Origin of the sequence: Fulvitalea axinellae (assembly GCF_036492835.1) — a bacterium.
GTDB classification, from domain to species: Bacteria; Bacteroidota; Bacteroidia; order Cytophagales; family Cyclobacteriaceae; genus Fulvitalea; species Fulvitalea axinellae.
Genome location: NZ_AP025314.1, coordinates 2,001,000 through 2,026,385 on the forward strand (window position 1 = coordinate 2,001,000; position 25,386 = coordinate 2,026,385).

General features: G+C 46.6%; 22 protein-coding genes. All 22 read left to right on the forward strand.

Annotated features, from left to right (window positions below; translation table 11 throughout):
• The first annotated feature begins 142 nt into the window (after nt 1-142).
• Nucleotides 143-772, forward strand: a complete 630-nt coding sequence (locus AABK39_RS07970; RefSeq protein ID WP_338394396.1) for a histidine phosphatase family protein — start codon at nt 143-145, stop codon at nt 770-772.
• Nucleotides 773-999: 227 nt separating this feature from the next.
• Nucleotides 1,000-3,213: a sodium-translocating pyrophosphatase gene (locus AABK39_RS07975; RefSeq protein ID WP_338394397.1), complete on the forward strand. Its 2,214-nt coding sequence runs from the start codon at nt 1,000-1,002 to the stop codon at nt 3,211-3,213.
• 379 nt (nt 3,214-3,592) lie between these two features.
• Nucleotides 3,593-4,369, forward strand: coding sequence for a hypothetical protein (locus AABK39_RS07980; protein ID WP_338394398.1), 777 nt, complete (start codon nt 3,593-3,595; stop codon nt 4,367-4,369).
• Nucleotides 4,370-4,375: 6 nt separating this feature from the next.
• Nucleotides 4,376-5,389, forward strand: a complete 1,014-nt coding sequence (locus AABK39_RS07985) for an AAA family ATPase (protein WP_338394399.1) — start codon at nt 4,376-4,378, stop codon at nt 5,387-5,389.
• 3 nt (nt 5,390-5,392) lie between these two features.
• A complete protein-coding gene (locus AABK39_RS07990; protein WP_338394400.1) occupies nt 5,393-6,295 on the forward strand; it encodes a DUF58 domain-containing protein in 903 nt (300 codons plus the stop codon).
• A 50-nt stretch (nt 6,296-6,345) separates the two neighbouring features.
• Nucleotides 6,346-8,208: a BatA domain-containing protein gene (locus AABK39_RS07995; protein WP_338394401.1), complete on the forward strand. Its 1,863-nt coding sequence runs from the start codon at nt 6,346-6,348 to the stop codon at nt 8,206-8,208.
• 30 nt (nt 8,209-8,238) lie between these two features.
• Nucleotides 8,239-11,337, forward strand: coding sequence for a hypothetical protein (locus tag AABK39_RS08000; protein ID WP_338394402.1), 3,099 nt, complete (start codon nt 8,239-8,241; stop codon nt 11,335-11,337).
• 84 nt (nt 11,338-11,421) lie between these two features.
• Nucleotides 11,422-13,677, forward strand: a complete 2,256-nt coding sequence (locus AABK39_RS08005) for a glutamine amidotransferase (RefSeq protein ID WP_338394403.1) — start codon at nt 11,422-11,424, stop codon at nt 13,675-13,677.
• Nucleotides 13,678-13,825: 148 nt separating this feature from the next.
• Complete coding sequence (locus tag AABK39_RS08010) at nt 13,826-14,506, forward strand: metal-dependent hydrolase (protein ID WP_338394404.1); 681 nt, start codon at nt 13,826-13,828, stop codon at nt 14,504-14,506.
• A 9-nt stretch (nt 14,507-14,515) separates the two neighbouring features.
• Complete coding sequence (locus tag AABK39_RS08015; RefSeq protein ID WP_338394405.1) at nt 14,516-15,292, forward strand: ParA family protein; 777 nt, start codon at nt 14,516-14,518, stop codon at nt 15,290-15,292.
• A 222-nt stretch (nt 15,293-15,514) separates the two neighbouring features.
• A complete protein-coding gene (locus AABK39_RS08020; protein ID WP_338394406.1) occupies nt 15,515-16,411 on the forward strand; it encodes a ParB/RepB/Spo0J family partition protein in 897 nt (298 codons plus the stop codon).
• Nucleotides 16,411-16,995, forward strand: coding sequence for a DUF5683 domain-containing protein (locus tag AABK39_RS08025; protein ID WP_338394407.1), 585 nt, complete (start codon nt 16,411-16,413; stop codon nt 16,993-16,995). Before AABK39_RS08020 ends, AABK39_RS08025 begins: the two co-directional genes overlap by 1 nt.
• Before the next feature lie 8 nt (nt 16,996-17,003).
• Nucleotides 17,004-17,720, forward strand: coding sequence for a 4-hydroxy-tetrahydrodipicolinate reductase (gene dapB, locus AABK39_RS08030; RefSeq protein WP_338394408.1), 717 nt, complete (start codon nt 17,004-17,006; stop codon nt 17,718-17,720).
• Nucleotides 17,721-17,954: 234 nt separating this feature from the next.
• Complete coding sequence (lepB, locus tag AABK39_RS08035) at nt 17,955-19,079, forward strand: signal peptidase I (RefSeq protein WP_338394409.1); 1,125 nt, start codon at nt 17,955-17,957, stop codon at nt 19,077-19,079.
• A 188-nt stretch (nt 19,080-19,267) separates the two neighbouring features.
• Nucleotides 19,268-19,654, forward strand: coding sequence for a Co2+/Mg2+ efflux protein ApaG (apaG, locus tag AABK39_RS08040; protein ID WP_338394410.1), 387 nt, complete (start codon nt 19,268-19,270; stop codon nt 19,652-19,654).
• A gap of 68 nt (nt 19,655-19,722) precedes the next feature.
• A complete protein-coding gene (locus AABK39_RS08045; protein ID WP_338394411.1) occupies nt 19,723-20,496 on the forward strand; it encodes an O-methyltransferase in 774 nt (257 codons plus the stop codon).
• 165 nt (nt 20,497-20,661) lie between these two features.
• Entirely contained in the window at nt 20,662-21,561 is a 900-nt protein-coding gene (locus AABK39_RS08050; protein WP_338394412.1) for a chromosome segregation protein SMC, read from the forward strand.
• Nucleotides 21,562-21,680: 119 nt separating this feature from the next.
• Nucleotides 21,681-22,574: a cell division protein FtsX gene (locus AABK39_RS08055; protein WP_338394413.1), complete on the forward strand. Its 894-nt coding sequence runs from the start codon at nt 21,681-21,683 to the stop codon at nt 22,572-22,574.
• A 77-nt stretch (nt 22,575-22,651) separates the two neighbouring features.
• A complete protein-coding gene (locus tag AABK39_RS08060; protein ID WP_338394414.1) occupies nt 22,652-22,858 on the forward strand; it encodes a DUF3098 domain-containing protein in 207 nt (68 codons plus the stop codon).
• A gap of 122 nt (nt 22,859-22,980) precedes the next feature.
• A complete protein-coding gene (locus AABK39_RS08065; RefSeq protein WP_338394415.1) occupies nt 22,981-23,775 on the forward strand; it encodes an undecaprenyl-diphosphate phosphatase in 795 nt (264 codons plus the stop codon).
• Entirely contained in the window at nt 23,775-24,479 is a 705-nt protein-coding gene (gene truB / locus AABK39_RS08070; protein WP_338394416.1) for a tRNA pseudouridine(55) synthase TruB, read from the forward strand. Before AABK39_RS08065 ends, truB begins: the two co-directional genes overlap by 1 nt.
• On the forward strand, nt 24,457-25,386 hold the full coding sequence (locus AABK39_RS08075; RefSeq protein WP_338394417.1) for a bifunctional riboflavin kinase/FAD synthetase: 930 nt from the start codon (nt 24,457-24,459) through the stop codon (nt 25,384-25,386). Before truB ends, AABK39_RS08075 begins: the two co-directional genes overlap by 23 nt.

Genomic DNA, 25,386 nt, shown 5'->3' on the forward strand with positions numbered 1-25,386 from the left:
TGGATGCGGGGGCTTTTTTTGTTTCAGGTGTGTTTTTTTCTTTCGAAAAGCGCTTTTGTATGATTTTGGGCATTTTTCTCAGAGACTTTCTTTCATATTTTTGCCCCCCGACAATCGAACCACTGCTAAAACCGAACAAATAATGACCATCGCCAAAACCAAAACACTGTACATTGTCCGCCACGGGCAAACGGACTACAACCTGAACGGATACGTCCAGGGACGTAGGATCGACGCCGATCTTAACGGCACGGGACAGGCGCAGGCGCGAGCCCTTTTCGACGCTTACGAATTGGAGCGATTTGACCGTTGCTTTGTCTCTACCCTGAAGCGCACTCACCAAACGGTGGCCGCTTTTGCGGAAGCTGGAGTGCCAGTTAGTCCACTTTCGGGATTCGACGAGCTGGATTACGGCTATTTCGAAGGAAAGCTTATCGAGCTGGATGAGGAGTTCAACTACCCGGCCTTGATGAGGGAATGGGACAAAGGGAAAACCGACATGTCGGCGCCGGAAGGGGAAAGCCCCGAAGACGTTAGCCGCAGGCAAAAAGCCGCTTTGGCGGAAGTGCTTGCCCACGATGGCGACAAGTTCATGATATGTATGCATAGCCGAGCGATAAGGATTTTGCTCTGCGGAATGATGGGAAGACCATTGACGGAAATGAAGGATTTCGGCCCGGCAAACACCGGGGTTACCCAAGTGAGATGCCACGTGGAAGACGGGCGTTTTGAGTTGTTGAGATTCAACGACTTGTCTCATTTGGAAGCTTAAAAGAGGCTGTGAGCGTGGTTTGGGTGTTCGAAGCGCCTAAAAAATCATTCGTTTGCTGTCTTTTTTTTCCGGAAACATTATTTTTGAAGATGCTCGTTTTCATTGTAAGAGGCTGGGTGTAAGGTTTCTCCCTATTCTGCAATGGAATTTTGTGTTAAGCGTACGTTGACTTTTGGATTTGAAAAAACTGTTAAGTATAAATTTTTTTAATCAAATAAATTGAAGCAATGAGTAACATAGTGTACTTGGTGCCTGCTTTGGGCTTGGTTGGCTTTCTTTATATGTTGGCCAAAGCTTCGTGGGTTTCGAAGCAGGATGCTGGTTCCGACAAAATGTCTGAGCTGGCGGGCTATATCGCCGATGGTGCGATGGCCTTTCTGAAAGCGGAATGGAAAGTGATGGCTTATTTCGCCGTGATCGCCGCCGTATTGTTGGCATGGTCTGGTGGGCAGGTTGAAAACTCGACTCCGCTGATCGCCGTAGCTTTCTTGATCGGTGCCGTATTCTCGGCGGTGGCTGGTTATATCGGTATGAACATCGCCACCAAAGCGAACGTAAGGACTACACAAGCGGCCCGTACGTCGTTGGCGCAGGCTCTTAAAGTTTCTTTTACAGGCGGTACTGTAATGGGCTTGGGTGTTGCCGGATTGGCCGTAATGGGCTTGGGCTCGCTGTTCATCGTGTTTTATAACATGTATGTTGTCAACACTGGTGGCAGTGTGAACGGAATTGAGATGGAAAAGGCCCTTGAGGTGTTGGCCGGATTCTCTTTGGGCGCTGAGTCTATCGCTCTTTTCGCCCGTGTTGGTGGTGGTATCTATACCAAAGCTGCTGATGTTGGTGCTGACTTGGTAGGTAAAGTTGAGGCGGGTATTCCTGAAGATGATCCTCGTAACCCTGCCACTATCGCTGACAACGTGGGTGATAACGTGGGTGACGTAGCCGGTATGGGCGCTGACCTGTTTGGTTCTTATGTTGCTACTATCCTTGCTACTATGGTTCTTGGTCGTGAGATCGAGTCAAATGATGCTTTTGGCGGAATTGGCCCAGTTTTGTTGCCAATGATGATTGCAGGTGCTGGATTGATCTTCTCAGTTGTAGGTACTTGGTTTGTTCGTATCAAAGGCGAAGACTCTGACGTTCAGAAAGCCCTTAATGTCGGTAACTGGTCTTCGATTATCTTGACCGCCATTTTCTCTTATTTCCTTACGGATTATTTCATGCCGAACACGATGAATATCCGTGGGTTCGAATTTACAGGACTTGATGCGTTTTTTGCTATTATCGTAGGCTTGGTAGTAGGTGCGTTGATGAGTATCATCACTGAGTACTATACAGCTATGGGACGCCGTCCTGTACAATCGATTGTTGACCAGTCGTCCACAGGACACGCCACTAACATTATCGGTGGTTTGGCTGTAGGCATGGAGTCTACAGTATTGCCGATTCTTGTTTTGGCTGCTGGTATCTTCTTCTCTTACGAATTCGCCGGACTTTACGGTGTGGCTATCGCCGCCGCTGGTATGATGGCTACAACCGCTATGCAGTTGGCCATTGACGCATTTGGTCCTATCGCCGACAACGCCGGTGGTATCGCCGAGATGTCAGGTCTTCCTGAGGAAGTTCGTGACCGTACTGATGCCCTTGACGCAGTAGGTAACACTACAGCGGCTACAGGTAAAGGTTTCGCTATCGCTTCTGCCGCTTTGACTTCTTTGGCGCTTTTCGCCGCTTTCGTTGGGGTGTCAGGCATTAACGCTATTGACATTTACAAAGCCGACGTTTTGGCCGGTTTGTTCGTTGGTGCGATGATTCCGTTCATCTTCTCGTCTTTGACAATCGCAGCCGTTGGTCGTGCCGCTATGGACATGGTGAAGGAAGTGCGTCGTCAGTTCAAGGAGATTCCGGGAATTATGGAGCACAAAGCCCGTCCTGAGTACGAGCGTTGTGTTGAGATCTCGACTCAAGCTTCAATCCGCGAGATGATGTTGCCTGGCGCTATCGCCTTGGTGACCCCTGTGATCGTTGGTTTTGCTTTCGGACACGAGGTATTGGGTGGTCTTTTGGCCGGTGTTACCGTTTCTGGCGTATTGATGGGTATGTTCCAGTCTAACGCCGGTGGCGCTTGGGACAACGCTAAAAAGTCATTCGAGAAAGGTGCCGTTATCGAAGGCGAGACTCACTACAAAGGTTCTGAGCCTCACAAAGCTTCCGTAACAGGTGACACAGTAGGTGACCCATTCAAAGATACTTCTGGTCCTTCGATGAACATCCTTATTAAGTTGATGTCTATCGTATCTTTGGTTATCGCGCCGCACATTACTGAATTTAGAGGTGGTGACGCTGGACATACCAAAGTTGAGGAGAAAGAAAACGTGAAAGAGATCGTGATGGCCGATGAGGCTTCAAAAGCTGTTGACGCTGAAGAGATTTGTCTCTAAGCCGAACAGGAAATAGATAAAATTGAAAGCCGTTCCGAAAGGGGCGGCTTTTTTTTGATTTTTTTTCTAAGCGTGGTCCTTCTCGTAGTTTTTGGAGTGAAGGAAAATCCTTCCCGTAGTCGGTAAAGGCTTTGTATGGATGGAAAAAAGCGATAACGGTAAGGCTTATATCGTTTGGATTAATACAATTCCGTTTCACTATTTTTAACATAATAAATTTTTAGTTATACCCTTATAATTATACATTAGGGCTTTATACCTTGATTATATATAGTTTTTGATTCCTTGTTTTAAGTCTTTTCCTTGATTTTTTAGGACTTGAGTGGTTGGTAGGAAAAGCTTTAATCTTTTTTGTATTCAACATAATGTAAGCGTTGTTATGTCGAAGTTGATTTTTACTGCTTTTGTGTTTTTCCTCTTGTCCGGATGGGCTGTGGCCCAAAAAGAAATCGGGACTCCGGAGGAAGTCTGGGTGTTTTGCGGAGTGCCCGGAAATCCAGCCCAAGAGGGAATAAAGGTCGGACAATGTGTATTGGCGTCTTCGCTATTTCCGGGATTGCCACCGGACAAGCTTCATGTTTTTTACGGAAAAAAGGACGGCGGATTTCCGCTTTGCGATAGATCGGCGATTGAGAAGGGCCTGAAAACGGCTTCCGCTTCCGCAAAGTCTGGAAAACGTGTGTTGTGCGTCTTTTTGGGACATGCGAACAGAACGCCCAAGGGTGCCAACTACAATGTTGCCGGTTCGGACTGTACGTTTTCGGAAATGGCCGGTTGGCTGGGGGCTTCCACTTCCGGCGAGCCCGTCAATTTGCTCTGGGTAGCCGAAGCGGGCGAACTTTTTGTGAAAGCCATGGGTCGGGCCAATGTCCGGATTTTGGCCAGCGGAGAAACCGAAAATACGGACAACGATCCTGTTCTCTCCGAATTCTGGATGGAATTGGTGACAAAATCAAACGACAAAAACCGGGACGGTATTCTTTCTTTCTCCGAATTCCTTTCGGCGGCGCAATCGCGTGTCCGGGATTATTACAAAAAAAGGAGAATGATCCAGATGGAGAAATGCGTGTTGGACGGCGACGGTGACGGCAAAGCCACCATGGCCCCTTCATATGAGGATTTGCAAGGGGGAAATGTTTTTGGATTTAAACTATAAGGCATAATGGAAGAAATTAGGACAGAAACCACCGACGCCGAGTTGGTGGAACGCTTGCGGGCAGCGCATAAGGAATTGATGGACGAAGCTTCGAAAGTGGTTTTCGGACAGACGGAAACTTTGGAAATGCTCTTGGTCAGCATTCTTTGCAAAGGACATTCTCTACTTTTAGGCCTGCCGGGCTTAGGAAAAACTTTGATGGCCAACACGCTGGCGCAAATGCTGGATCTCGATTTTTGTAGAATCCAGTTTACGCCCGATTTGATGCCTTCTGACATCACGGGTACCGACGTGATAGAGGAAGACCCGGAAACGGGACGTAGGCACCAACACTTTTTGAAAGGGCCGATCTTCGCCAATTTCGTTTTGGCTGATGAGATCAACCGAACGCCCCCGAAAACTCAGGCGGCGCTCTTGCAAGCCATGCAGGAAAAGAACGTGACGATAGGTCGCCAGACTTACAAGCTGGAAGCTCCGTTTATGGTGTTGGCCACGGAAAACCCGATTGAGATGGAAGGGACTTACGTATTGCCGGAGGCCCAGCTAGACCGATTTATGTTTTGTCTGAAAGTGGCCTATCCTTCCGTAAAAGACGAGGTGGAAATCGTGAAAAACACTACGGGAGCCAAGCTTACCCAAGTGGGGAAAGTGATGGGCAAAGAGGAGTTGCTGAAGTTGCAGGACATCGTGCGGGGCGTACCGATCGCCGATGAGGTGGTGCTTTACGCCGTACGTTTGGTCAACGCCACACGGGTGGAAAACGGAGCCGAAAGCGATGTGCCGATGGTTCGGAAATACGTATCGCACGGTGCCAGTCCGCGCGCTTCGCAATATCTGGTTTTGGGAGCGAAAGCCTTGGCCTTGCTTAACGGAAGATTCCACGTGAGTACCGAAGATATCCGCAAAGTGGCCGGGTCGGTAATGCGTCACAGATTGGTTTTGAATTTCAAGAGCAAAGCCGACGGCGTTTCGGGCGACGACGTGATTAAGGAAGTGATCGCCAACATAAAGTCCGTATAGCCTATGGGCGGTCCAAAACATAATGAGGAGGCGCTTGATCCAGAACTGTTCATGGCTATGGACGATCTGGAGCTTGTGGCCCGTGGAGTGGTGGAAGGGGCGTTGAGTGGCGTGCACAGAAGCAAGTTCGTGGGCTTTAGCAACGAGTTCGATTCGCATCGCCAATATATGCCCGGCGATGATCTGAAGCACGTCAACTGGAATCTTTGGGGGAAAACGGATCGGCTTTATGTGAAGCAATACGAGTCGGATACGAACCTGAACCTCTACTTGGTAGTGGATACCAGTAAATCCATGATCGCCGAAAATGGCCCGCACTCGAAATGGGCTTATGCTAAACGGGCCTCCGCCGCGATGGCTTATTTGGCGACCAAGCTACGAGATACGCCCGGTTTGTGCATGTTGTGTGGCAAGGAGCCCGTTTTTGTTGAACCGAAAGCCCGCTCGGGCCACTTCTTCGAGATCTTGGCCACTTTGGAGAGCAAGACTCCCGAAACATCCTTGTCGATTTACGAATTGTTGGACGAGAACAGGTCATTCTGTTCAAGGCCCGGTATCGTGATCCTTTTTTCGGATCTGTTCGATCAGGACAAGGAGTTGCTTGATACTTTGGAAACCTACACGATGATGGGCCATGAAGTGATCATTTTCCAAATTCTTGACGATTGGGAGAAAAACCTTCCCGAGGATGAAGAAATGATTTTCCATGACCTGGAAACAGGTGAAAAACTTAAGGTAAACACCAGCCATATTCGGGAAAAATACGAGCGAGAAGTTCGGAAATGGGCGAAGAACTTCAAGGAAGAAAGCGCTGGCAAGGGAATCGATTTTATTTCCGTCAGCACGTCGGATCCTTTGGCGGATATCCTGACAGTGTATTTGAACAAGAGATGTGCGGTCTTTTGACCGTCGCCTTTGCGTCTGTAATTGTTTTTTAACGTAATCCGAGATTTTTTATGGAAGTGGTGAACCCATTGTTGCTGACCGCTCTCGCGGCTGTGGCCATACCTATAATTATCCATCTGATGCGTCAGCGGAAGCTGAAAAACGCTTATTTGGGAACGCTGAGGTTTTTGAAATTGGCGACCAAATCAAACGGGTACCGGAACAACATAACCAAGTGGTTGCTCTTGGCGCTTCGGTGTTTGGCCGTAGTGCTGCTGGTGGCGCTTTTTTCCAGACCTTTTTTGTCGGAATACGACAGCATAAAACCCGACGACCGCTACTTTATCATTTTGGTCGACATCTCTGCGAGTATGAACGGCCAGTATGGAGGCGATCCAGTTTTTGAAAATTTTTGGAAGAAAATCAAGAAAAAGAAAAAAGAGCTGACGGGCAAAGGCCAAGTGGAGATAGCTCTTTTCGCCGATGAAGTAACGCCTTGGACTTCCGAAAAAATGCCCGAACTGACCCACGCCAGCGCCGATTTCGAAAACGCTTTGCGCTGGGCAAGCGAAAGGCTGGTTTTTTCCGGGAAAAAAGACCTTCGGATCTTTCTTTACAGTGATTTACAGAAAAGCAATTTGCCTGAGGAAGAAGTAAATGCCGTAGATGAGCGGATAACCGTGGAGGTTTTGGACGGAACAATGACCGAAGGTGAGAACCTTGCGCTTTCTACAGATGCGGTTAGAAATCTCCACAAAGGAATGCCCGTAAAACTAAAGGCCAGAATAAGTACGGACGGTGGCGATGTAGAGCGTACAGCGATTTTTTATATTGACGGAAAACGCGTTGGCGAAGCGAAAGACACTTTGGGGCAATTCGAGTTGTCATGGAAGCCCCAAAAGGAAGGTTCGTTGAGGTTGAGAGTCGAATTGGAAAAAGATGATGCTTATCCATTTGACAATATAGCGTACGGAATTCTGAATGTAACGGCCAATAATAATGTGCTGATCGTAGACGGATCCAAGAGTGGAAGCAAGCATGCGAAAGCCTCTTATTTTTTGGAGAAAGCCTTGGCCGTTGACCGTGGAAGTAACAGCACGTTTGGAATAAAGAAATCGGACAAACCGTCCTTCAAATCCGGCGAGTTTAACGCTGTTGCATTGTGTGGCGTTTCCTCCTTTAACACTGCGGGGTATTCCGAATTTCTAAAAACGGGAGGGAACATAGTCGTCTTTTTGGATGAGAAAAGCGATCTCGATTTCTATAACGGTTTATTCGAAAAGGGGCTCTTTCCCGTCAAGCTTAACGGGCTTCGTTTGCCGGCCAAACCCGTTTCCGTTTCCGGATTCAATAAATCAAATCCTTTGCTAGGCTCATTTGGCGAACGAATCTCCGCAAACGCCGGAAGCTTGGTCATGGCTGATCTTTTCAGTGTGCAACTTTCCGAAAAAGCCACGGACTTGGCGATGTTGGATGGCGGTTCGCCCATAATCAGTTCGATTTCGGTAGGCAAAGGAAAAGTGATCGCCATTGCTAATCCCGCTACCCGGCGCCATACCGATTGGCCGGTGAGCCGGATGTTTGTGCCGTTGGTACGGGAACTTTTCGGAGGCTTGTCCGAAGGGAATGAAAAGCGTTCTCTTTATCGTTTGGAAGCCTCGATGGGCACTTACGAAAGAAGCGGGATTTTTGGCGGGGCGGAAGGCGATACGCTGGTGACTGTACCCGTTGCGGAATCGGTTAAGGGTGCCGTTTCCCCAGAGTTTTTTATGGAGTATATGAATATCGAAAATCCGGAAATCAGGCCGGCCCAAGCCTTAATGTTGCCTTCGCCTGAAGGGCATCAGCGTAAGCAAGAATGGTTTCACTGGATTGCTTTGGTGCTTTTGGGCCTTTTGGCTTTGGAATCCGTTGTGGCGTATCGTCATTCTTAAGGTGTTTTTGAAATCGAAAAAAAGGAAATCATGAAAGATTCCTCTAAGGACTTAAGATCCGTTTTATCGAAAATCCGTTCCGGTCGCCGCAGGAGGGTGTTGGCTTGGGCTTTTTTACTGGCTTTGGTCGCTGTATCGACGGTTTTTTTGGCGAGTTCGGTTGTTGACAGGATTTATTATTACAACACAATCCAAAAGGTATTGGCGTTGGTCGGAATTCTGGCTTTGGGATTCGTTATAATTTTCCGTTACGGTTGGAGGCCTTTTAGACGAATGAGCCTGAAATCGATAGCCAAAGGGATTTCTAAAAGGCAGTTTGATTCGCATCAGCTGTTCATGACCGCTTTGGATTTAGTCGAGAGAAAAGACGAAGAGGGAGTCAGTCCAGAGCTTAGGGCTAAGGTTATGGAAGAGGCCGGTGAGCGTTTGGAGGTTTATATGAAATCCGAAAAAATGGATGTTAAAAGTAAACAACGTTCAATTATAATCGGATTCTCAGTTTGGACTTTTTTTATTTTGCTCTTTTGGGGGCATGGAGCGTCCACACATTTAAAGCGTTTGCTGAATCCTTGGAAAGAAATATCATATTTGAAAGTTGAGGTTAATGGTCCAGAGTTTTTTTTGGCGGGAACGGCTCCTAAAATAGTGGTGAAAACCCGAGGTCGCGCTTTGGGGAAAGGCAGTGGCGGAGTCAAACTACACTATAGCGAAGACGGAGAGAATTGGAAGATCCGGCGCCTGACCAAAGGCAAGACTAGGCAGAGTAGGATGAGCTTCGTAGCCAAAATGAAAGGTTTGGATCACGGAATAAGATATTACGCCACATACGGCGACGGCAAAAGTGAAGAACGATTTCTTGCGCTGAAATCATTGCCGAAAGTGGATACGGCTTACGTCACCGTTCATTTTCCGGAATATATGGGCTTGGATCCCGAAATCAGGCAAGGAGGGGCGATGGAAGTGCCCGAAGGCTCGACAGTATCTGTGAAAGTGAGAACCTCGCAACGGATGAAAAACGTCGAATTCGTTTTGCCCGATGGAAAAGTTACAGCGAGTATTGACGTAAATGTGGCGACAGCTGAATTCCCGATAAGTTCCAAAACTGAAGGTACATATACGGTTACGGGAACGGACGTTTACGGCGAAAGGCTTCGTCCTGCTACATACAATATCGTGTGCGTACAGGACCATGGTCCAAAGGTGAAAGTGATTGATCCTGCTTCGGATCTTAGTTTGACTTCTGTTACGGAATTGCCGATCCGATTTTTCGTAATGGATGATTACGGGGTGTCAACAGTGGGCGTAAATGCCGTGGTTGACGGAAAGGAAGTGGAAGTCTATCGCAAAAAGCTTAAAGGAAAGCCACAGCGGGAATATTCGGCGACGGCCAAGTTGTTATTGGAAAATTTTGAGTTGGACAGAAAAACCGATGTGCGTTTTTACGCTTGGGCAAATGATACTAGGCCCGGCAAAGTTCAGCAAGGTGTTTCGGAATTACGGTCGATTGATATTCGCCCTTTTAGGGAAAAATATTTTATGAATCTGCAAAATGCGCAAGGTGGTTCGGGTGACGAATCCCGGGATGAGGAAATGTTTTATAAACTGGACGAGTTGGTCCAAGCGCAACGTAAAATCGTTTCGGACGCATTTAAAGGATATAAAGAAAAGGTATCAGTGGAAAGCGCGAAGTCAATCGCTCCGAAGCAAGAAGATGTGAAGAAGGCGACAAAGGATTTCAGGGAAAGCCTAAACCGAATGGTTGCCAAAATGGATGTCTTGGACGCTTCGATGGGCGATATGTCAGATGCCATTCGAGGGTATTCCCAACCAAATTGGGCGACAGGGTACACTAATTCTGATAAGGCGTTGAAAAAACTCGTTGGGCTGAGGGAAGAAATGGCTTATGAATTAGGCAAAAAGAAACAGAGCGAATGTACTTCCCAAAAGACGTCAGCTTCGTTGAGCGAATTGGCTTTGGATGTAGATATGCTGATCCGAAAGCAGGAGATGATTAAGCGGAATAACGCCAAATCGAAGCCGGAAACCAAAACGCTCAGAAAGGAACAACGGATGTTGAGGCAAGAAACACGTGAGCTGAAAGCCTCATTGGAAATACATCCTGACGGGCTGAAAGAGAATATGGATCAGGCCGACCGGGTGATTGGGCATATGAGGGATTCGGAAAACGCTTTCGCTGTCAATAAATCCGCAACTGGCCATATCGATAATTCGATCACCGAACTGAAAAAGTGGGCGAAAATGCTCAGGGCGACTTCCCAAGCCAGAAAACCCGAGGAGATGCTGGCCGAAGCGGTTAAGAAAGCCGAAAAGGCCTTGGCCGAATTGGAGAAAAACGAAATGAAGCGAAAGAGTTTTGGTAGGTCAAAATCGAGTGGTAAAGGTTCGGCGGAATCGGAGGCCATGAATGATTCGGATAGTAAAAAGAAAGGCAAGAAGGGAGGCGAAAAAGGAGAGAAAAAAGAAGGCAAGATGGGCAAAGGGAATCCCGGGGGGAGTGGTTCTGGGTCGTCAGGCGGCAAAAGTGAGGGTTCAACTAGTGCGACTTTGGCGGATTTAGGTGAACATCTGGCTATGATGGAGAAATGGGTGAATTCCGGAGGTGAGAATGGAGATTCTGGCCAAGGCAACGAGCGGATGGAAGAACTGGCGAAAAAGCACGGTTTTAAAAAGCTGGCCGAAGAACTGAAAAAGGCGAAGGGAGATAATGCGGTTATGGACGAGCGGATGCGGACTCAGCTCCGCAAACTGGCCACTGGCCTAAAAAGCGAGCTTCTTCGAAGGACAATGAGTCGCCTCGAACGCCTGAACGTTGCCAGAGACCGGGCCCGGAAGCTGAAAGATGGCTTGGATCCGAAAAATGCTGAAGCGAACAAGCAAGCGTTGAAATCGGAATTGGCTTCGTTGGATGACGCCGAGTTGGAGTCGCTTTCATGGCGTTTGGGGAATAGCCCGGGAAGGGGCGTTTACGAAGGGATTGAACGTAAAATTACAGCCTTAATGAGTGAAATGTTGAGCGATAAAAGCCTGTCGGGCAAAGACGTGGAAGTGCCTGAGGAATATAAAAAACTGGTCGATAAGTATTTTAAGATCCTGTCTGACGATATGTGATGTTGTAGGTGGGACGAGAACATCCGTTTTACTTTTTAAACTGTTTTCCGGCGAGCGTTATGCTCGTCGGAATCAATTAACTTAATGAAGCTTTTGATAATGGAAATAACCTTCGAGCCTTATTTTTCGCCGTACCTGATCATTTTGGTCGCTGTTCTCAGCTGGGCGGTGTCGTTTCTTTTGGTACGAAAAAAGTTCAAAGGAAGAAAATGGTACAACAAACTGTCAGTCATTCTTTTGAGGACATCGGCGGTGTTTGCTTTGGCTTGGATACTTATGAATCCCGTGCGCAGGCAGGAGCTTTCGACTTCTGAAGAACCGTTGAAGAATATCGTTTTGATTGACCAGTCCAAGAGTATGGGAATCGAAACGCCCGTTTCCAGATTCAAGCAATTGAAGTCTGATGTAAAAGACCTTTCCGAAAGCGTTAGAACAAGCCCGAACACATTGTGGTTCGGCTTTGGAAACAAGGTCCGTAGGTTGCCTAACGTCGATTCGGTAGCTCACCTGGAATGTTCCGACGGAAAAAGCGACTTGAGCAAAGCGATAGTTTCGGCGGTGTCGCAAGTGGGAAAGGACCGTGTGGGGAACCTTGTGCTGTGCACGGACGGACGGCTGACTGACAAACCCCGATTGAGAAAAGCTTTGGACTTAGCGGTGAAATCGGGAATTAAGGTTTCGGCTTTTGGTTATGGAAAACCTGAATCCGTCCGAAACTTGGCGGTCAAGAACTGTGTTGTTCGGCGTTTTGTGCGTCCCGGAGTTATGGTTCCGATGAAGGTAGTTGTGGAACAGCGGGGAATGGGGAGTCGACGGGTAGAGGTTTTGTTAAAAGACAAAAAAGGAAAAATTCTCGACCGTAAGGCACAAGTCATGAACCAAGGCGAAAGCATTATTGATCTCAAATATTATTCGAGTTATGATTTGCAGGATCTGACGGTGGAAATCCCATTGGCCAAAGACGAGCTTTTGGCCGAAGACAACAAACTCGATTTCAAGGTAAAAGTTGACGATCCGAAAATTAAGGTTCTTTATCTGGAAGGGACCCGAGGGTATTACCCCAGAACAAGGCGCGGAGGAAGCTGGGAAGCGTTTAATTTTATTTACCAGGCCTGCGTTGCTACGGGCAAAATCGATATTACGCCTTATGTCGTAAATTTTCAGCGCGCTGTGGGTGGCCAGGTTTATAATGTTTTCACAAAGAAAAAAGGCTATCCGAAAACCAAAGAGGAATTGTTGAAATACGATGTCGTGATTATTTCTGATATCAACAGGTCCATTTTTAACGATAACCAATTGAAATGGACTCGGGAATTAGTGGAAAAACACGGTGGCGGATTCTGTATGATTGGTGGCAACACGAGTTTCGGCTCGGGCGGTTGGGACAAAACAGTTCTCGAAAAAGTTATTCCCGTGGATATGTCGAATTTCGGCAGAGGAATGGCCCAAAGGCGAATAAACGTAAAGATTCCCGAAAAAAGCCTTAACCATCCGATATGGCGGATAGATCCAAATGTGGAAAGAAACAAGGCGATTATATTAAGGCATCCAGTGTTCTCGGGAACAAATGTTATAAACAAAGCCAAACCCGCCGCTACCGTTCTGGCTTTTTCCCCGAACTATAGAAATATGCCGCTTATCGCCGTTCAGCCTTATGGCAAGGGCCGTTCCATGGCTTTTATGTCCGACGCGGCCGGCGGTTGGGGTGAGGGCTACCAAAACGGCTGGGGCGAAACTCCTTCGGACAATAATTATTATCGACGATTCTGGGTGAACACGGTAAATTGGCTGGCTGAAAACAAGATAGAAGCCAAACGGACGAAAATGTACGCTTCTACGGAATCGGTGACTTATAATATTGGCGAATTGGCTAGAGTCACGGCGAATCTGAAAGCGGGATTCGAGGCGGACCGGGTCACGGCCGAATGGATGGGCAAGAAATCGTCGTCGGTAAAAATGGCCAAAAACGAAGACGGCTATTATTCCGCTGATTTGAAAGTGGGTGGAGGAAAATTGAAGCGAAAAATTTTGGTAAAAGCCTACAAAGACGGCGAAGTGGAAGCCACCGACACGCTGTCGGTAAAGACTTTCGCCTTGAGTATGGAGATTCTGGAGCCTGATCCCGACTTCGAATCATTGGCGCTTTTGGTGGAGCAAACGGGCGGAGACGTTATCAACAATAGCGAAGATATGGACAAAGTGCTGGGGAAAGTCGTCAAGAAAAATCTCGAAAGCAAGCTCGAATTTCGGGTGCCGGTTTGGGACAAGTGGTTCTTGTTGCTTTTTTTGCTTCTTGCTTTAGGCGGGGAATGGTTGGTGATGAAATACACGGCTCCCTAAGGCCATTTAAAACTCGATTATTTGTGACGATTAGGATAGATTTATTCTTCTGAAAAAAGTATTTTGTTGTTCGAAACTTGACATGCTGATTTAATTGTTCGGCAACATTTGAAACTGACCGTAATTTTTGAACCAATTCTTTTTGACGATGAAGATCACATATCTCGGGCATTCGTCCTTTCATATCGAAACCCAAGGCGTAAACATTATCCTCGACCCGTTTATCTCGCCGAATCCGCTGGCTAAGGATATTGATATAGCAAAAATCAAGGCTGACTATATTCTCCTTTCGCATGGTCATGAGGATCATATTTATGACGTGGAGGCCATCGTTAGCAATAACCTGGAAGCGATTGTGGTGGCCAATTACGAAATCGTTTCCTATTTCGGGAAAAAAGGGATTCCCGGTCACCCGATGAATACCGGCGGAACAAAAGAATTTCCGTTTGGAAGCGTTAGAATGGAGAATGCCCTGCATTCCAGTAGTTTTCCCGACGGGTCATATGCCGGTTGTCCAGCGGGTTTTACCCTGCGAATCGAAGACAAAACCCTTTACTATGCTGGCGACACGGACGTATTCGGCGATATGAAGATGATCGGCGAAAGAAACCCGATCGACTTGGCTTTCCTCCCGATAGGCGACAATTTTACGATGGGAATTGACGGCGCATTGCAAGCCGCCGATCTGCTGGGCGTCGATAAGTTTGTCGGAATGCACTTTGACACGTTCCCGCCCATTGCCGTGGATGCCGAAAAAACCGCCGGGGCCGCTTTAAAAGCTCAAAAAGAGTTATTACTTTTAGGTGTTGGGCATAGTTTGAATCTCTAAAGACGCAACATGGGTAAAATCATCGCGATCGCGAACCAGAAAGGAGGAGTGGGTAAGACCACTACGGCGATCAACTTGGCGGCCAGTCTGGCTGCGCTTGAGTACAAGACGCTTATCGTGGACGCTGACCCGCAGGCGAATACCACTTCGGGCATAGGATTTAACCCGAAAGAGATCGAATACAGCGTATACGAATGCATGCTTGGCGAGGCGAAAGTTGAGGACTGCGTTCATGATACGGTCATTGATTACCTGTACCTGTTGCCTTCCCATATCAACTTGGTCGGTGCCGAAGTGGAGATGGTCAATCTGGAAAGCCGTGAGGAAAAAATGCGCGAGGCCTTGGCGTCGATCAAGGACGAGTACGATTTTATCGTAATCGACTGCTCGCCGTCTTTGGGCTTGATTACCATCAATTCCCTTACAGCCGCTGATTCGGTTATCATTCCCGTCCAGTGCGAGTATTTTGCGTTGGAAGGACTCGGCAAGTTGCTGAATACGATCAAAATCATACAGACGCGCCTGAATACCAATTTGCAGATCGAAGGCATTTTGCTTACCATGTACGACGTACGCTTACGGCTGTCAAATCAGGTGGTGGAAGACGTTAGTATGCACTTCAAACATCTTGTGTTCAACAATATAATTCCAAGGAATATCAGGTTGGGCGAATCGCCGAGCTTCGGGCTTCCCGCTTTGGCGCACGACGCTAACAGCAAAGGGGCGATCAGCTACCTGAACCTGGCCAAGGAGATTTTGGAAAAGAATAATATCGCGGTGCCTTAACCCGGGCTTTAGCCGCGTTGGCGTAGGTGCTTTGGAGGGGACGGACCTTTCCTGCCAATGCGTCAATTCAAATTTTTCTTGTTTCTCTGTCGTAATCGTCCTTATTTTTGCGTCCCGTTTTGAATTTCCCGATTCTGGATGAGGCATAAGCCTTTCTGATTCGGGTGTTTGACGTGCGGCCAAGATTGAGGACAGGAGACTGACATAAAAATCAAGCATTGAATGAGTCATAAAGGTAAGAGGAACGCGTTGGGGAGGGGACTAGGTGCTTTGTTGGAAGATTCGGCAAATGCGCAAAACGATATCGGCGAAATGGCCGCTGTCGGAGGAATCAGCGAAGTTTCGCTGGACAATATAGAGGTGAATCCGTTCCAGCCCCGTACGGATTTCGATAAAGACGCCCTGAACGAGTTGGCCGAGTCTATTAAGACCCAAGGCATTATCCAGCCGATCACTCTTAGACGGATTGAGGCGAACAGATATCAGATTATTTCCGGAGAACGGAGAGTGCAAGCCTCAAGGCTGGCTGGTCTGACTTCGATTCCCGCTTTTCTGCGTAAGGCGAACGACCAGGAGATGCTGGAGTTGGCGCTTATCGAGAATATCCAGCGCGAGGACCTCAACTCAATAGAGATTGCCCTGACTTACCAGCGCCTAATTTCCGAATGCGGACTCAAGCAGGAGGAACTCGGCGAGCGGGTAGGTAAAAACAGAAGTACGGTAAACAACTATATGCGTTTGCTGAAGCTTCCGCCCGAAATTCAGGCGGCGCTTCGCGACAAGAAGATCTCAATGGGCCATGCCCGTGCGATTATCAATATCGATAACGTAGACCTTCAGCTCACGATCTTCAAAAAGATCCTTTCCGAAGACCTTTCGGTCCGTAAAGTTGAGAAATTGGTCAGGGAACTCGTTTCGGGTGGAACCGCAAGGCCTGCCCAAAAGCTCGATCCCGAAAAACAATATCACATTCAGCGCCTACAGCAAAAGCTGACTTCTCACTTTGGCACAAAAGTTACTGTCAAGACAAACAGTGAGAACAAAGGCGATATCCGGATTCCGTTCCTGTCCGCTGAGGATTTTAACCGAATTCTGGAATTGCTGAATATTAACTCCTGATGATGAGAAAAAGGTTGTTGTTGGTGCTGGGCGTAATGGTGTTGTTGACGGTGGAGGCGTACGCCCAAAAGAAAAAAAGCCCGGAAACCGAAAAGGAAAAACAGGAACTCAAGGACTATACTCCCGAAGAGTTGGACGAGTTGCGGAGAATACCGGGTCGTGCGGCGCTTTATTCGGCTGTGTTGCCGGGCTTGGGGCAGGCGTATAACAAGAAGTTCTGGAAAATACCGATTATCTACGCCGGAGGGGCTGTTTTCGGGTATTTCATCGGCTACAACGACCTTTTTTATCAGAGGGCTAGAAACGCCCTTTTCCAAGAGCGTTATTACGGGGAAAATGACCTGAACCCTAACCTGAGCGAACAACAGCTTGAAAACCTGACCAACAGGTATAGGCGTAACAGGGATTATATGATTATTTTCTCCGTATTGTGGTATAGCGCCAATATCATCGACGCATATGTCGATGCCCACCTCAGGGATTTTGACGTCAGTAAAAACCTTAGTCTCAAGATAGCTCCGACACTCGAGTATACGGCTAATAACCAAGCTTTTATCGGTGCGGGCATACAATTAAAATTTTGAAGAACAACATGAGAATTCTCCTTTTAGGGTATGGAAAGATGGGGCGCTCGATTGAAAGCATAGCGCTCGGAAGAGGACACGAGATTGTAGGTAAAATCGATATGAACAATGCGGGCGACTTGGATTCGCTCGACGCTTCAAAAGTGGATGTCGCTATTGAGTTTTCGCAACCTGACGCAGCCTTCGGTAATATCTCAAAATGCTTGGAAAAGGGAATTCCGGTGGTTTCCGGAACGACTGGCTGGTTGGATAAAAAACCGGAAATCGAGAAGCTGTGCAAAAAGAAAGGCGGCGCTTTTTTCTACGCTTCGAACTTTAGCATCGGCGTAAATATCTTTTTTAAAGTGAACGCTTTCTTGGCCAAGATGATGGACGCTTATCCAGAGTACGACGTAAAAGTTGACGAAATCCATCATACGGAAAAGAAAGACGCCCCAAGTGGTACGGCGATTACTTTGGCCGAAGGGGTGATAGACAATATGGTGCGAAAGCAGTACTGGCAAAATGAAAACGTGGATAAGGACGAAGCGTTGAGCATATTGTCATACCGCGAGCCTGACGTGCCGGGAACGCATACCGTAACTTATCATTCCGAAATTGACGATATTGTAATCCACCACGCGGCGCATACCCGTAAAGGTTTTGCCTTGGGCGCTGTTTTGGTAGGGGAATGGTTACCGGCCCAAAAGGGAGTAAAAACCATGGACGACTTCTTGAAACTTTAATCCGCGGGCATAAGGTTTTTGGCGCTGGTCAAACAGATGGCCCATTTATCATTTGCCGGAAGGATTCAAAAGCATTTTTGGTTATATTACCGCCCGGTGAATCCGGGCGTTTTTGTATACGGCGCTCGCTAATCCGCATCATTGTCTTTTTTTGTCAAAGCCTGATAGGTTTTGTGCGAGATGATGGACATGTGCGGGTTCTTAAAGAGCTATAAACGAAATCATTATAAAGGAATGGCATTTATTCAGAAAAAGAAAGAACGGGAAGAGGACGGTAAGAAGAAAAAGTCGGCTTTTCGCGAATGGGTCGACGCCGTGGCTTTTGCCGTAGTTGCGGCTACGATTATCAGGTGGTTGCTTTTGGAGGCCTTTACCATACCGACTCCTTCCATGGAAGGCACCCTCCTGGTTAACGACTTTTTGTTTGTGAGCAAGATTCACTACGGCCCAAGGACGCCCAAAACGCCATTGCAAGTTCCTTTGACTCACCAAAAAATTTGGGGAACGGATGTTCCGTCTTACCTTGACTGGTTGGAATTGCCGTCTTATCGCTTGCCGGGCCTTAGCGAAGTGAAACGTGATGACGTGGTGGTTTTCAATTTCATGAACGAATTCCAGTACCCGACCGATCTGAAAACGAACTATATCAAGCGCTGTGTCGGTATGCCGAACGACGTGATAGAGGTTCGTGACAAGCAGGTTTATGTTGACGGTAAGAAAGCTAAGAATCCGGAGCATATGCAGTTTTTGTATATTATAGATACAAAACAGCAGTTGAGCGAAAGGATCGTTGAGCAATATTCTCTTGAGCGTCAATTGGCGGAAGCGGGATCCCGTCCATATCAAGTGGTGGGTCAGCAATATAGATATTATCTGCATTTGGAGCCGGGGGTAGCCAAGAAGCTTGAAGCCTTGTCTTTTGTGACCAAGGTAACAAGGCGAGATGTGCAAAAAGGCAGGTCTGTAAGTAATATTTTCCCTTCTGCTGAATTAGGGTGGAATCAAGACTGGTACGGGCCGATTAAAATTCCCGCCGAAGGCATGATAATCCAGCTTAGCAAGGAGAATCTGATTAAGTACGGTTCGACTATCGTGAACTTTGAGGGACTTGAGAATCCTGAGCTGAAAGAAGGTAAACTCTTTATCGCCGGCAAACCAGTGGACAGCTATACGTTTACCCAGAATTATTACTTTATGATGGGTGATAACCGCGATAATTCACTGGATTCTCGTTTTGAGGGATTTGTGCCCGCAGATCACGTGGTTGGAAAAGCCCTTTTTATCTGGCTTTCGGTTAATAATTATGGCGGATTAGGAGACAGGATACGCTGGAGCCGAATTTTCAGCGGTATCGACTGATAAACTAATCTTCGGTTTTTGTTAAGAAGAGCCAGAAACATTACTTCGTTGAAATGTTTCTGGCTCTTTATTTTTTGATATCATGCTTGATGATTTTCTTTTTAGTGTATATTGGCACTTGTCTTGTATTTTTTTTGACATTAAGCTGATTGAGTAATTTCTTGATTAATTCACTAAGTGCCCAAGCTATGTTCACAAAAATTACAGAGGGTGTAAAAGTTAGCGTTGATACCGAGTTTCAGGCTTCGTATTCTGATCCCGCACAGTCTCACTTTGTTTTCACATATAAGGTACGTATAGAGAATCTTAGCTCGTATACGGTTCAGTTACTGACAAGAAACTGGAATATCCAGGACTCCTTCGCTCCAAAGCGTAATATCTCAGGAGAAGGAGTGGTGGGCGTAAAACCGATTATCGAGCCGGGAGATAGCCACGAATATGTTTCGGGCTGTAATCTCTTGTCTGAACTGGGAAAAATGTGCGGATCTTATACGTTTGAGAGAATCCTTAACGGTGAGAAATTCTTTGTAAGTATTCCCGAATTTGTGCTCTGCGTTCCTTATCGTTTGAACTGACGGATTTTTTTTTCAGATCCTTTTATGATCTTTGTGGCAAGTACCTTTAACTAAAGACTTGTCATTTTATGGATTTCACTCCGCTTTTGAGTTATGTCAGGCATTGGCTCACATGTGTTGATCGCCATTCGCTTCAAGCGCCTTTTTTATATTCGTTTTACGATAAAGTGATCAAAGGCCCCAAAGGTGACGGTAGTTTAGAGCTGTTTCGAGCGTCATTGCTGAAAAGCGATAAAACAATTAAAACGACCGATTTTGGGGCGGGCTCCAAAGTGCAGTCAGGTACGGAGCGGAAAATCAGCAAAATCGCTAAGTATGGAGTGTGCGGGAGTAAGGAAGGAGATTTTTTGAGGAATTTAGCCGTTTTTCTTCAGGCCAAACATATACTGGAGCTGGGAACATCGCTAGGGTTAGGCTCAATGTATCTAGCCTCGTCCTCTGAAGAGACTAAAGTCACGACTTTTGAAGGTTGTCCTGAGATTGCCGCCGAGGCCGAACGGAACTTTCTGAAAATGGGGTATGGGAACATTGAATTGATGTCAGGCGATATTGACAAAACATTACCTGATTTTTTGGGAAAAACAAAGTCTCCGGATCTGGTTTTCCTCGATGCAAATCATACCTACGAGGCCACATTGCGCTATTTTAGGATGCTTTTGCCTGTGGTAACGGAGAAAACAACGCTGGTTTTTGATGATATACATTGGTCTAAAGGGATGGAACGCGCTTGGAATGAGATTTCAAAGTCGGAAGAAGTGGGATTGGCCTTGGACCTGTATCATGTGGGTGTAGTGTTTTTTCGCAAAGATCTTCAGCCGTTCTCTTTTCCCATAAAAATGTGAAAACGGAATTGTTTTGCCGAAATTGTTGAAGCGGAATGCCATTCCAGTGATTTTTGTTATTTTTGGGTTAGTATGGTGAGCGGAACCCTATTCGCTCGTGTGAACCGTGAGGGCGGTTCGGGTCCGGTTTTTCGGAAAGTCGAAGAAAAAGAATAGCAACGTGTTATGAAAGAGGAAAGAAAAGGGCTGAAACCAATATATTATGTGGCGATTGCCGGCGTTTTCGCCGTTATGCTAGGCGTATTGGCCTATTATAATTATCAGCTGGGCGAGCAGAAAGAACTGTTGTTGCAGGATTTGGAATTCTCGAAGACAACGATTGACGACTTAAATAAGGAGTTGACTGTAAAAATAGAGGAGCTTGAGGAGCTTGGAGGTGACATCTCAGATCTGAAAGAGGCGAAAGATGAGCTCGAAAAAGAAAAAAACAGGATTCTCAAGGCCAGTGACTATACTTACAAGCAGTTGATCGAGGCAAAAAAGATCATCAGCGGACACCGGCAGCTACTGAAGCATAAAGACAAAGAAATTGCGGAACTTCAGGCGACGAATAAAGCATTGCATAATGAGAATCAAGATCTCAAGGATGAAGCAAACAGGCGGGACGAGGAAATAAGGCAGATTGCAAAAGAGACGTCTAAGTTGAAGAAGACTGTCGAGCACGCCTCAAGACTTGAAGCCGAAAATGTTTCACTTTTTGCGATTAGCAGAAGAGGAAAAGAGCGTGATGGCGATACTTGGAGATCAAAGCACATTCAGAAGATCAAAGTCAAATTCAATATCGCCAAAAATGATGTAGCTCCTTTGCAAAGCAAGGATATCGCAATTAGTCTGATTGACGGAAACGGACAGGTTATTTTCGATATTGCCAAAGGTTCGGGCGCTTATATGGTTGACGGAAAAGAGACATTCTATACCGCCAAGCAGAATATCCTTTTTGACAACAGCGGACAAGAACTCTCGTTCACTTACGATAGGGGAGCGGAGTACATCAAGGGCCGTTACTTGATCAAAATCTATACTGACGGATATTTGATGGGCGAGAAATATTTTACGGTGAAATAATCATCTGAAAATTTTTGACGCGAGGATCTGATTTTTATAAAATCGTTCCTCGTGTTTTCTTACCAAATCGGGTCTGGATCCGGTATTTTCATCAAAATCATAGACCGATAAAACTGAGAATGAAACAATCAAGCGCAACTCCCACGGCAAAGAAAATCGGTAAATACCCGTCGCTGAATATTATTTTCAGCGTGTATTTGGCTCTGGTTGTGTTGGGCAGTTTCGGTTTGTTGTTTTTGGGCTCTAATGGATTGTCGAAACTGGTGAAGAATAACGTCGAACTCAACGTTTTTTTGGATAAGAAAATGAGCGACAACGACCGGATAAGCCTATCGAGGGTTTTGGAGAAATCGCCGTTTGTGAATTCGGAAGTTGAGTCGCCGATTGAATTCGTTTCGAAAGAGCAGGCCGCCAGTCGTTATATTACCGATACCGGAGAGGACTTTACGAAGTTTTTGGGCTTTAACCCTCTACGTGACGCTTTTATCGTAAAAGTAAACGAGAGTTACCATCCAATGGATAGTCTGGCGAGCGTTAAAGCTAGTCTGGAAGACCGTTCGGGGATTTTCGAAGTGACTTACGTCGAGAATATTATCGATTCGATTAACAAGAATTTGAGGCGTTTGTCGATTATTTTACTGGCGGTAAGTGGCGTGCTAATTTTGGCGGTGCTGTTGCTTATTCGCAATACGATAAAACTGTCGCTATATTCGCAGCGGTTTTTGATAAGAAGCATGCTGTTGGTCGGCGCTACGGAAGGCTTTGTCTGCCGTCCGTTTTTGAGAAAATCCATTCTGTACGGAATGATTTCCGGAGTAGGGGCCGGCGCTACTATTCTGGCTTTGGCTTGGATGGCTATACAGCATATACCTGAGCTGGATTCCGTGATTCCCGAACAACGGATGCAACTTTTGGTGCTTTCCTTGGTAGGGGTTGGGATGATGATCTGCTATTTTAGCACGTTCCTGTCTATCCGCAAATTTATGCGATCATCTTTGGATGAATTGTTCTGAGATACGTTATCCTTATACCTGTTTTGCGGAGCTTAATGTTCCGAATTTGGGTTTTGGAATTTGAAAATATTGAGAATATGAAAGAAAACAACGGTCTTGCCTTCGGCAAACAGAATTATGTGTGGATGCTGATCGGCATCGTGCTTTTGGTCGTCGGTTTTTTTGTGATGACTCTTGACGGCGAACCCCACGGTTTCGGGTTTGTAGGACTTACGCTAGGTCCCACAATCGTTTTTGTGGGTTTTATGGTTGAGATCTACGCTATTTTTATCAAAAAGTCCTGACCCGAAGTTAAAAGTAAGCCCAAAGTGGCGATTATCGAAAGCCGGCCTTTTTTGCCGGCTTTCCGTTTGTGTTTCAATTTACCGTTTTGCGACCGAGCGTGTCGCTCCTTTTTTTATAAAAAATGAAAGAGTTCTTAGAGGCCATTTTCTTGGGGATAATCCAAGGCCTTACCGAGTTTTTGCCAGTGAGCAGTAGCGGGCATTTGGAGTTGGCCAAGGCGTTGATCGGTTACCAAAGCGAGGAAAGTCTGAAGTTTACAATCGTAGTGCATGGCGGAACTGTGCTCAGTACCATTGTAGTGTTCAGAAAAGAGATTCTGGAGTTGATCAAAGGCTTGTTTAAGTTCAAGTACAACGAAGAGACGAAATATGTCCTGAAAATCGCGATTTCCATGATTCCGATTTTTGTGGTTGGAATATTCTTCAAAGACGAACTGGAATCGATTTTTGTCGGGAATATTCTGTTGGTGGGTGTGGCTTTGCTCTTTACGGGCGCGTTGCTGATGTTTACACATTTCGCAAAGTCTAGGGAAAGGGAAGTGTCTTACCGAGACTCGTTTCTGATAGGTCTGAGTCAAGCCGTGGCCGTAATTCCGGGTATTTCCAGATCCGGTTCCACAATCGCTTCGGCGTTGTTGCTGGGAGTGAAAAAGGAAGCGGCGGCGCGTTTTTCTTTCCTAATGGTTCTCGCTCCAATTATCGGGGCGAATCTGCTGGATATGTTGAAGTATGACCCGAGCGCAGAGGTGGCGGGCTCTTCAGGCGCGGGAGTTTTGCTGGCAGGTTTTGTAGCTTCTTTCCTTACCGGCTGGCTTGCCTGTACGTGGATGATTAACATTGTGAAGAAAGGGAAGTTGACATACTTTGCCATTTACTGTTTTATTGTAGGGATAATAGCGATAGCGACTAGTTTCTGATGGGATTTGAAAATATGGATTTTGCGGCCGGAGAGGTCTTGTTGATTGACAAGCCGTTGGAGTGGACGTCTTTTGACGTGGTGAAGAAAATCCGCTACCTGATTAAGATTAAGAAAATCGGTCATGCCGGAACGCTGGACCCTTTGGCTACCGGGCTTTTGATTCTCTGTACGGGAAAAAAAACCAAGAGCATCAACGAGTACCAGGGCATGGAAAAGGAATATGTCGGGAAAATGGTGATAGGCAAAACTACGCCTTCCCATGACTTGGAGACGGAGATCAGCGAAGGGGGACCTATTGACGGAATCACGGAAGAGGATGTGCGGAAAGTCACCGAAAAGTTTACGGGAGATATCGAGCAGATTCCGCCGATCTTTTCCGCCATTAAAGTGGACGGAAAGCGGGTGTACAAAAGCGCCAGAAAAGGTAAGGAAGTGAAGTTGGAGCCAAGGCCTGTAAGCGTTCGTGAGTTTGAGATTACGGAAGTGAATTTCCCTGAAATATCATTCAGGATTACCTGCTCAAAAGGCACGTACATCAGAAGCCTTGTAAGGGATATGGGCGACGAGTTGGGATGCGGAGCTTATATGTCGGCACTGAGGCGTACCCGAATCGGAGAATTTAAGGTTGACGACGCCTACCAGCTGAATGATTTTGTAAAGCAATATCAGGAATTTAGGGATGAAAGTTTACCGGGGGATTGAGGGGTTTGAAAAGCCTGACTTTGCCGTAGTTACCAGCGGTACGTTCGATGGTGTCCATGCCGGGCACCGCCGGATTTTGGCCCGGCTCAAAGAGCTGGCAGACGCAAGAGGGGGAGAGACTGTTTTAGTGACTTTTTGGCCTCATCCAAGGCATGTGCTTGACCCGGAAGGAAGGGCGCCGATGCTTTTGTCTGAGCTGGATGAAAAGATTGAGTTGTTGGAGGATTGCGGACTGGACCATTTGGTTATTCTTCCGTTTACTCGAAGCCTTTCGGAAACCAGCTCGCTGGATTTTATAAAAACTATTCTCCTTGACGGAATTGGTACCAAAATGCTTGTGATAGGTTATGACCACAGGTTTGGCAAGAATAGGGAAGGGGGCTTCGCTTTTCTAAAGGAAAAACAGAGCGAGTTTGGTTTTGAGTTAGAGGAAATTACTCCTGTAGAAATCCGGAACAGCGCTATCAGTTCCACAAAGACGCGGGCGTTTTTGGAATCCGGTGACGTTAAGAGCGCTTCCGGATTGCTTAACCGGCCTTATGGGCTAAGAGGAGAGGTTGTTCATGGACGAAAAGTCGGTCGCTTGTTGAACTACCCGACCGCCAATATTGAAGTTAGATCCGAATATAAGCTTATTCCCAAAGACGGAGTTTACGCCGTTCGTGTAGAAGTAGATGGCCAGAAGTTTGGAGCTATGATGAACATTGGGCATAAGCCGACATTTGAGCAGAATGCTAGAAGTATCGAAGCTCATATGTTTGATTTTTCGGGAGACATTTACGGCAAAGTGATTCGGATTGAGTTTGTCGATCGGATTAGGAATGAGATGAAGTTCTCATCTAAAAATGAACTGATGGACCAACTGAAGCTGGATGAAATTAACTCCAAAACGATATTGGGGATGTGA

Coding starts and splice junctions, on each gene's coding strand:
- AABK39_RS07970 (WP_338394396.1), top strand. CDS start 143: ATGACCATCGCCAAAACCAAAACACTGTACATTGTCCGCCACGGGCAA.
- AABK39_RS07975 (WP_338394397.1), top strand. CDS start 1,000: ATGAGTAACATAGTGTACTTGGTGCCTGCTTTGGGCTTGGTTGGCTTT.
- AABK39_RS07980 (WP_338394398.1), top strand. CDS start 3,593: ATGTCGAAGTTGATTTTTACTGCTTTTGTGTTTTTCCTCTTGTCCGGA.
- AABK39_RS07985 (WP_338394399.1), top strand. CDS start 4,376: ATGGAAGAAATTAGGACAGAAACCACCGACGCCGAGTTGGTGGAACGC.
- AABK39_RS07990 (WP_338394400.1), top strand. CDS start 5,393: ATGGGCGGTCCAAAACATAATGAGGAGGCGCTTGATCCAGAACTGTTC.
- AABK39_RS07995 (WP_338394401.1), top strand. CDS start 6,346: ATGGAAGTGGTGAACCCATTGTTGCTGACCGCTCTCGCGGCTGTGGCC.
- AABK39_RS08000 (WP_338394402.1), top strand. CDS start 8,239: ATGAAAGATTCCTCTAAGGACTTAAGATCCGTTTTATCGAAAATCCGT.
- AABK39_RS08005 (WP_338394403.1), top strand. CDS start 11,422: ATGAAGCTTTTGATAATGGAAATAACCTTCGAGCCTTATTTTTCGCCG.
- AABK39_RS08010 (WP_338394404.1), top strand. CDS start 13,826: ATGAAGATCACATATCTCGGGCATTCGTCCTTTCATATCGAAACCCAA.
- AABK39_RS08015 (WP_338394405.1), top strand. CDS start 14,516: ATGGGTAAAATCATCGCGATCGCGAACCAGAAAGGAGGAGTGGGTAAG.
- AABK39_RS08020 (WP_338394406.1), top strand. CDS start 15,515: ATGAGTCATAAAGGTAAGAGGAACGCGTTGGGGAGGGGACTAGGTGCT.
- AABK39_RS08025 (WP_338394407.1), top strand. CDS start 16,411: ATGATGAGAAAAAGGTTGTTGTTGGTGCTGGGCGTAATGGTGTTGTTG.
- dapB (WP_338394408.1), top strand. CDS start 17,004: ATGAGAATTCTCCTTTTAGGGTATGGAAAGATGGGGCGCTCGATTGAA.
- lepB (WP_338394409.1), top strand. CDS start 17,955: ATGGCATTTATTCAGAAAAAGAAAGAACGGGAAGAGGACGGTAAGAAG.
- apaG (WP_338394410.1), top strand. CDS start 19,268: ATGTTCACAAAAATTACAGAGGGTGTAAAAGTTAGCGTTGATACCGAG.
- AABK39_RS08045 (WP_338394411.1), top strand. CDS start 19,723: ATGGATTTCACTCCGCTTTTGAGTTATGTCAGGCATTGGCTCACATGT.
- AABK39_RS08050 (WP_338394412.1), top strand. CDS start 20,662: ATGAAAGAGGAAAGAAAAGGGCTGAAACCAATATATTATGTGGCGATT.
- AABK39_RS08055 (WP_338394413.1), top strand. CDS start 21,681: ATGAAACAATCAAGCGCAACTCCCACGGCAAAGAAAATCGGTAAATAC.
- AABK39_RS08060 (WP_338394414.1), top strand. CDS start 22,652: ATGAAAGAAAACAACGGTCTTGCCTTCGGCAAACAGAATTATGTGTGG.
- AABK39_RS08065 (WP_338394415.1), top strand. CDS start 22,981: ATGAAAGAGTTCTTAGAGGCCATTTTCTTGGGGATAATCCAAGGCCTT.
- truB (WP_338394416.1), top strand. CDS start 23,775: ATGGGATTTGAAAATATGGATTTTGCGGCCGGAGAGGTCTTGTTGATT.
- AABK39_RS08075 (WP_338394417.1), top strand. CDS start 24,457: ATGAAAGTTTACCGGGGGATTGAGGGGTTTGAAAAGCCTGACTTTGCC.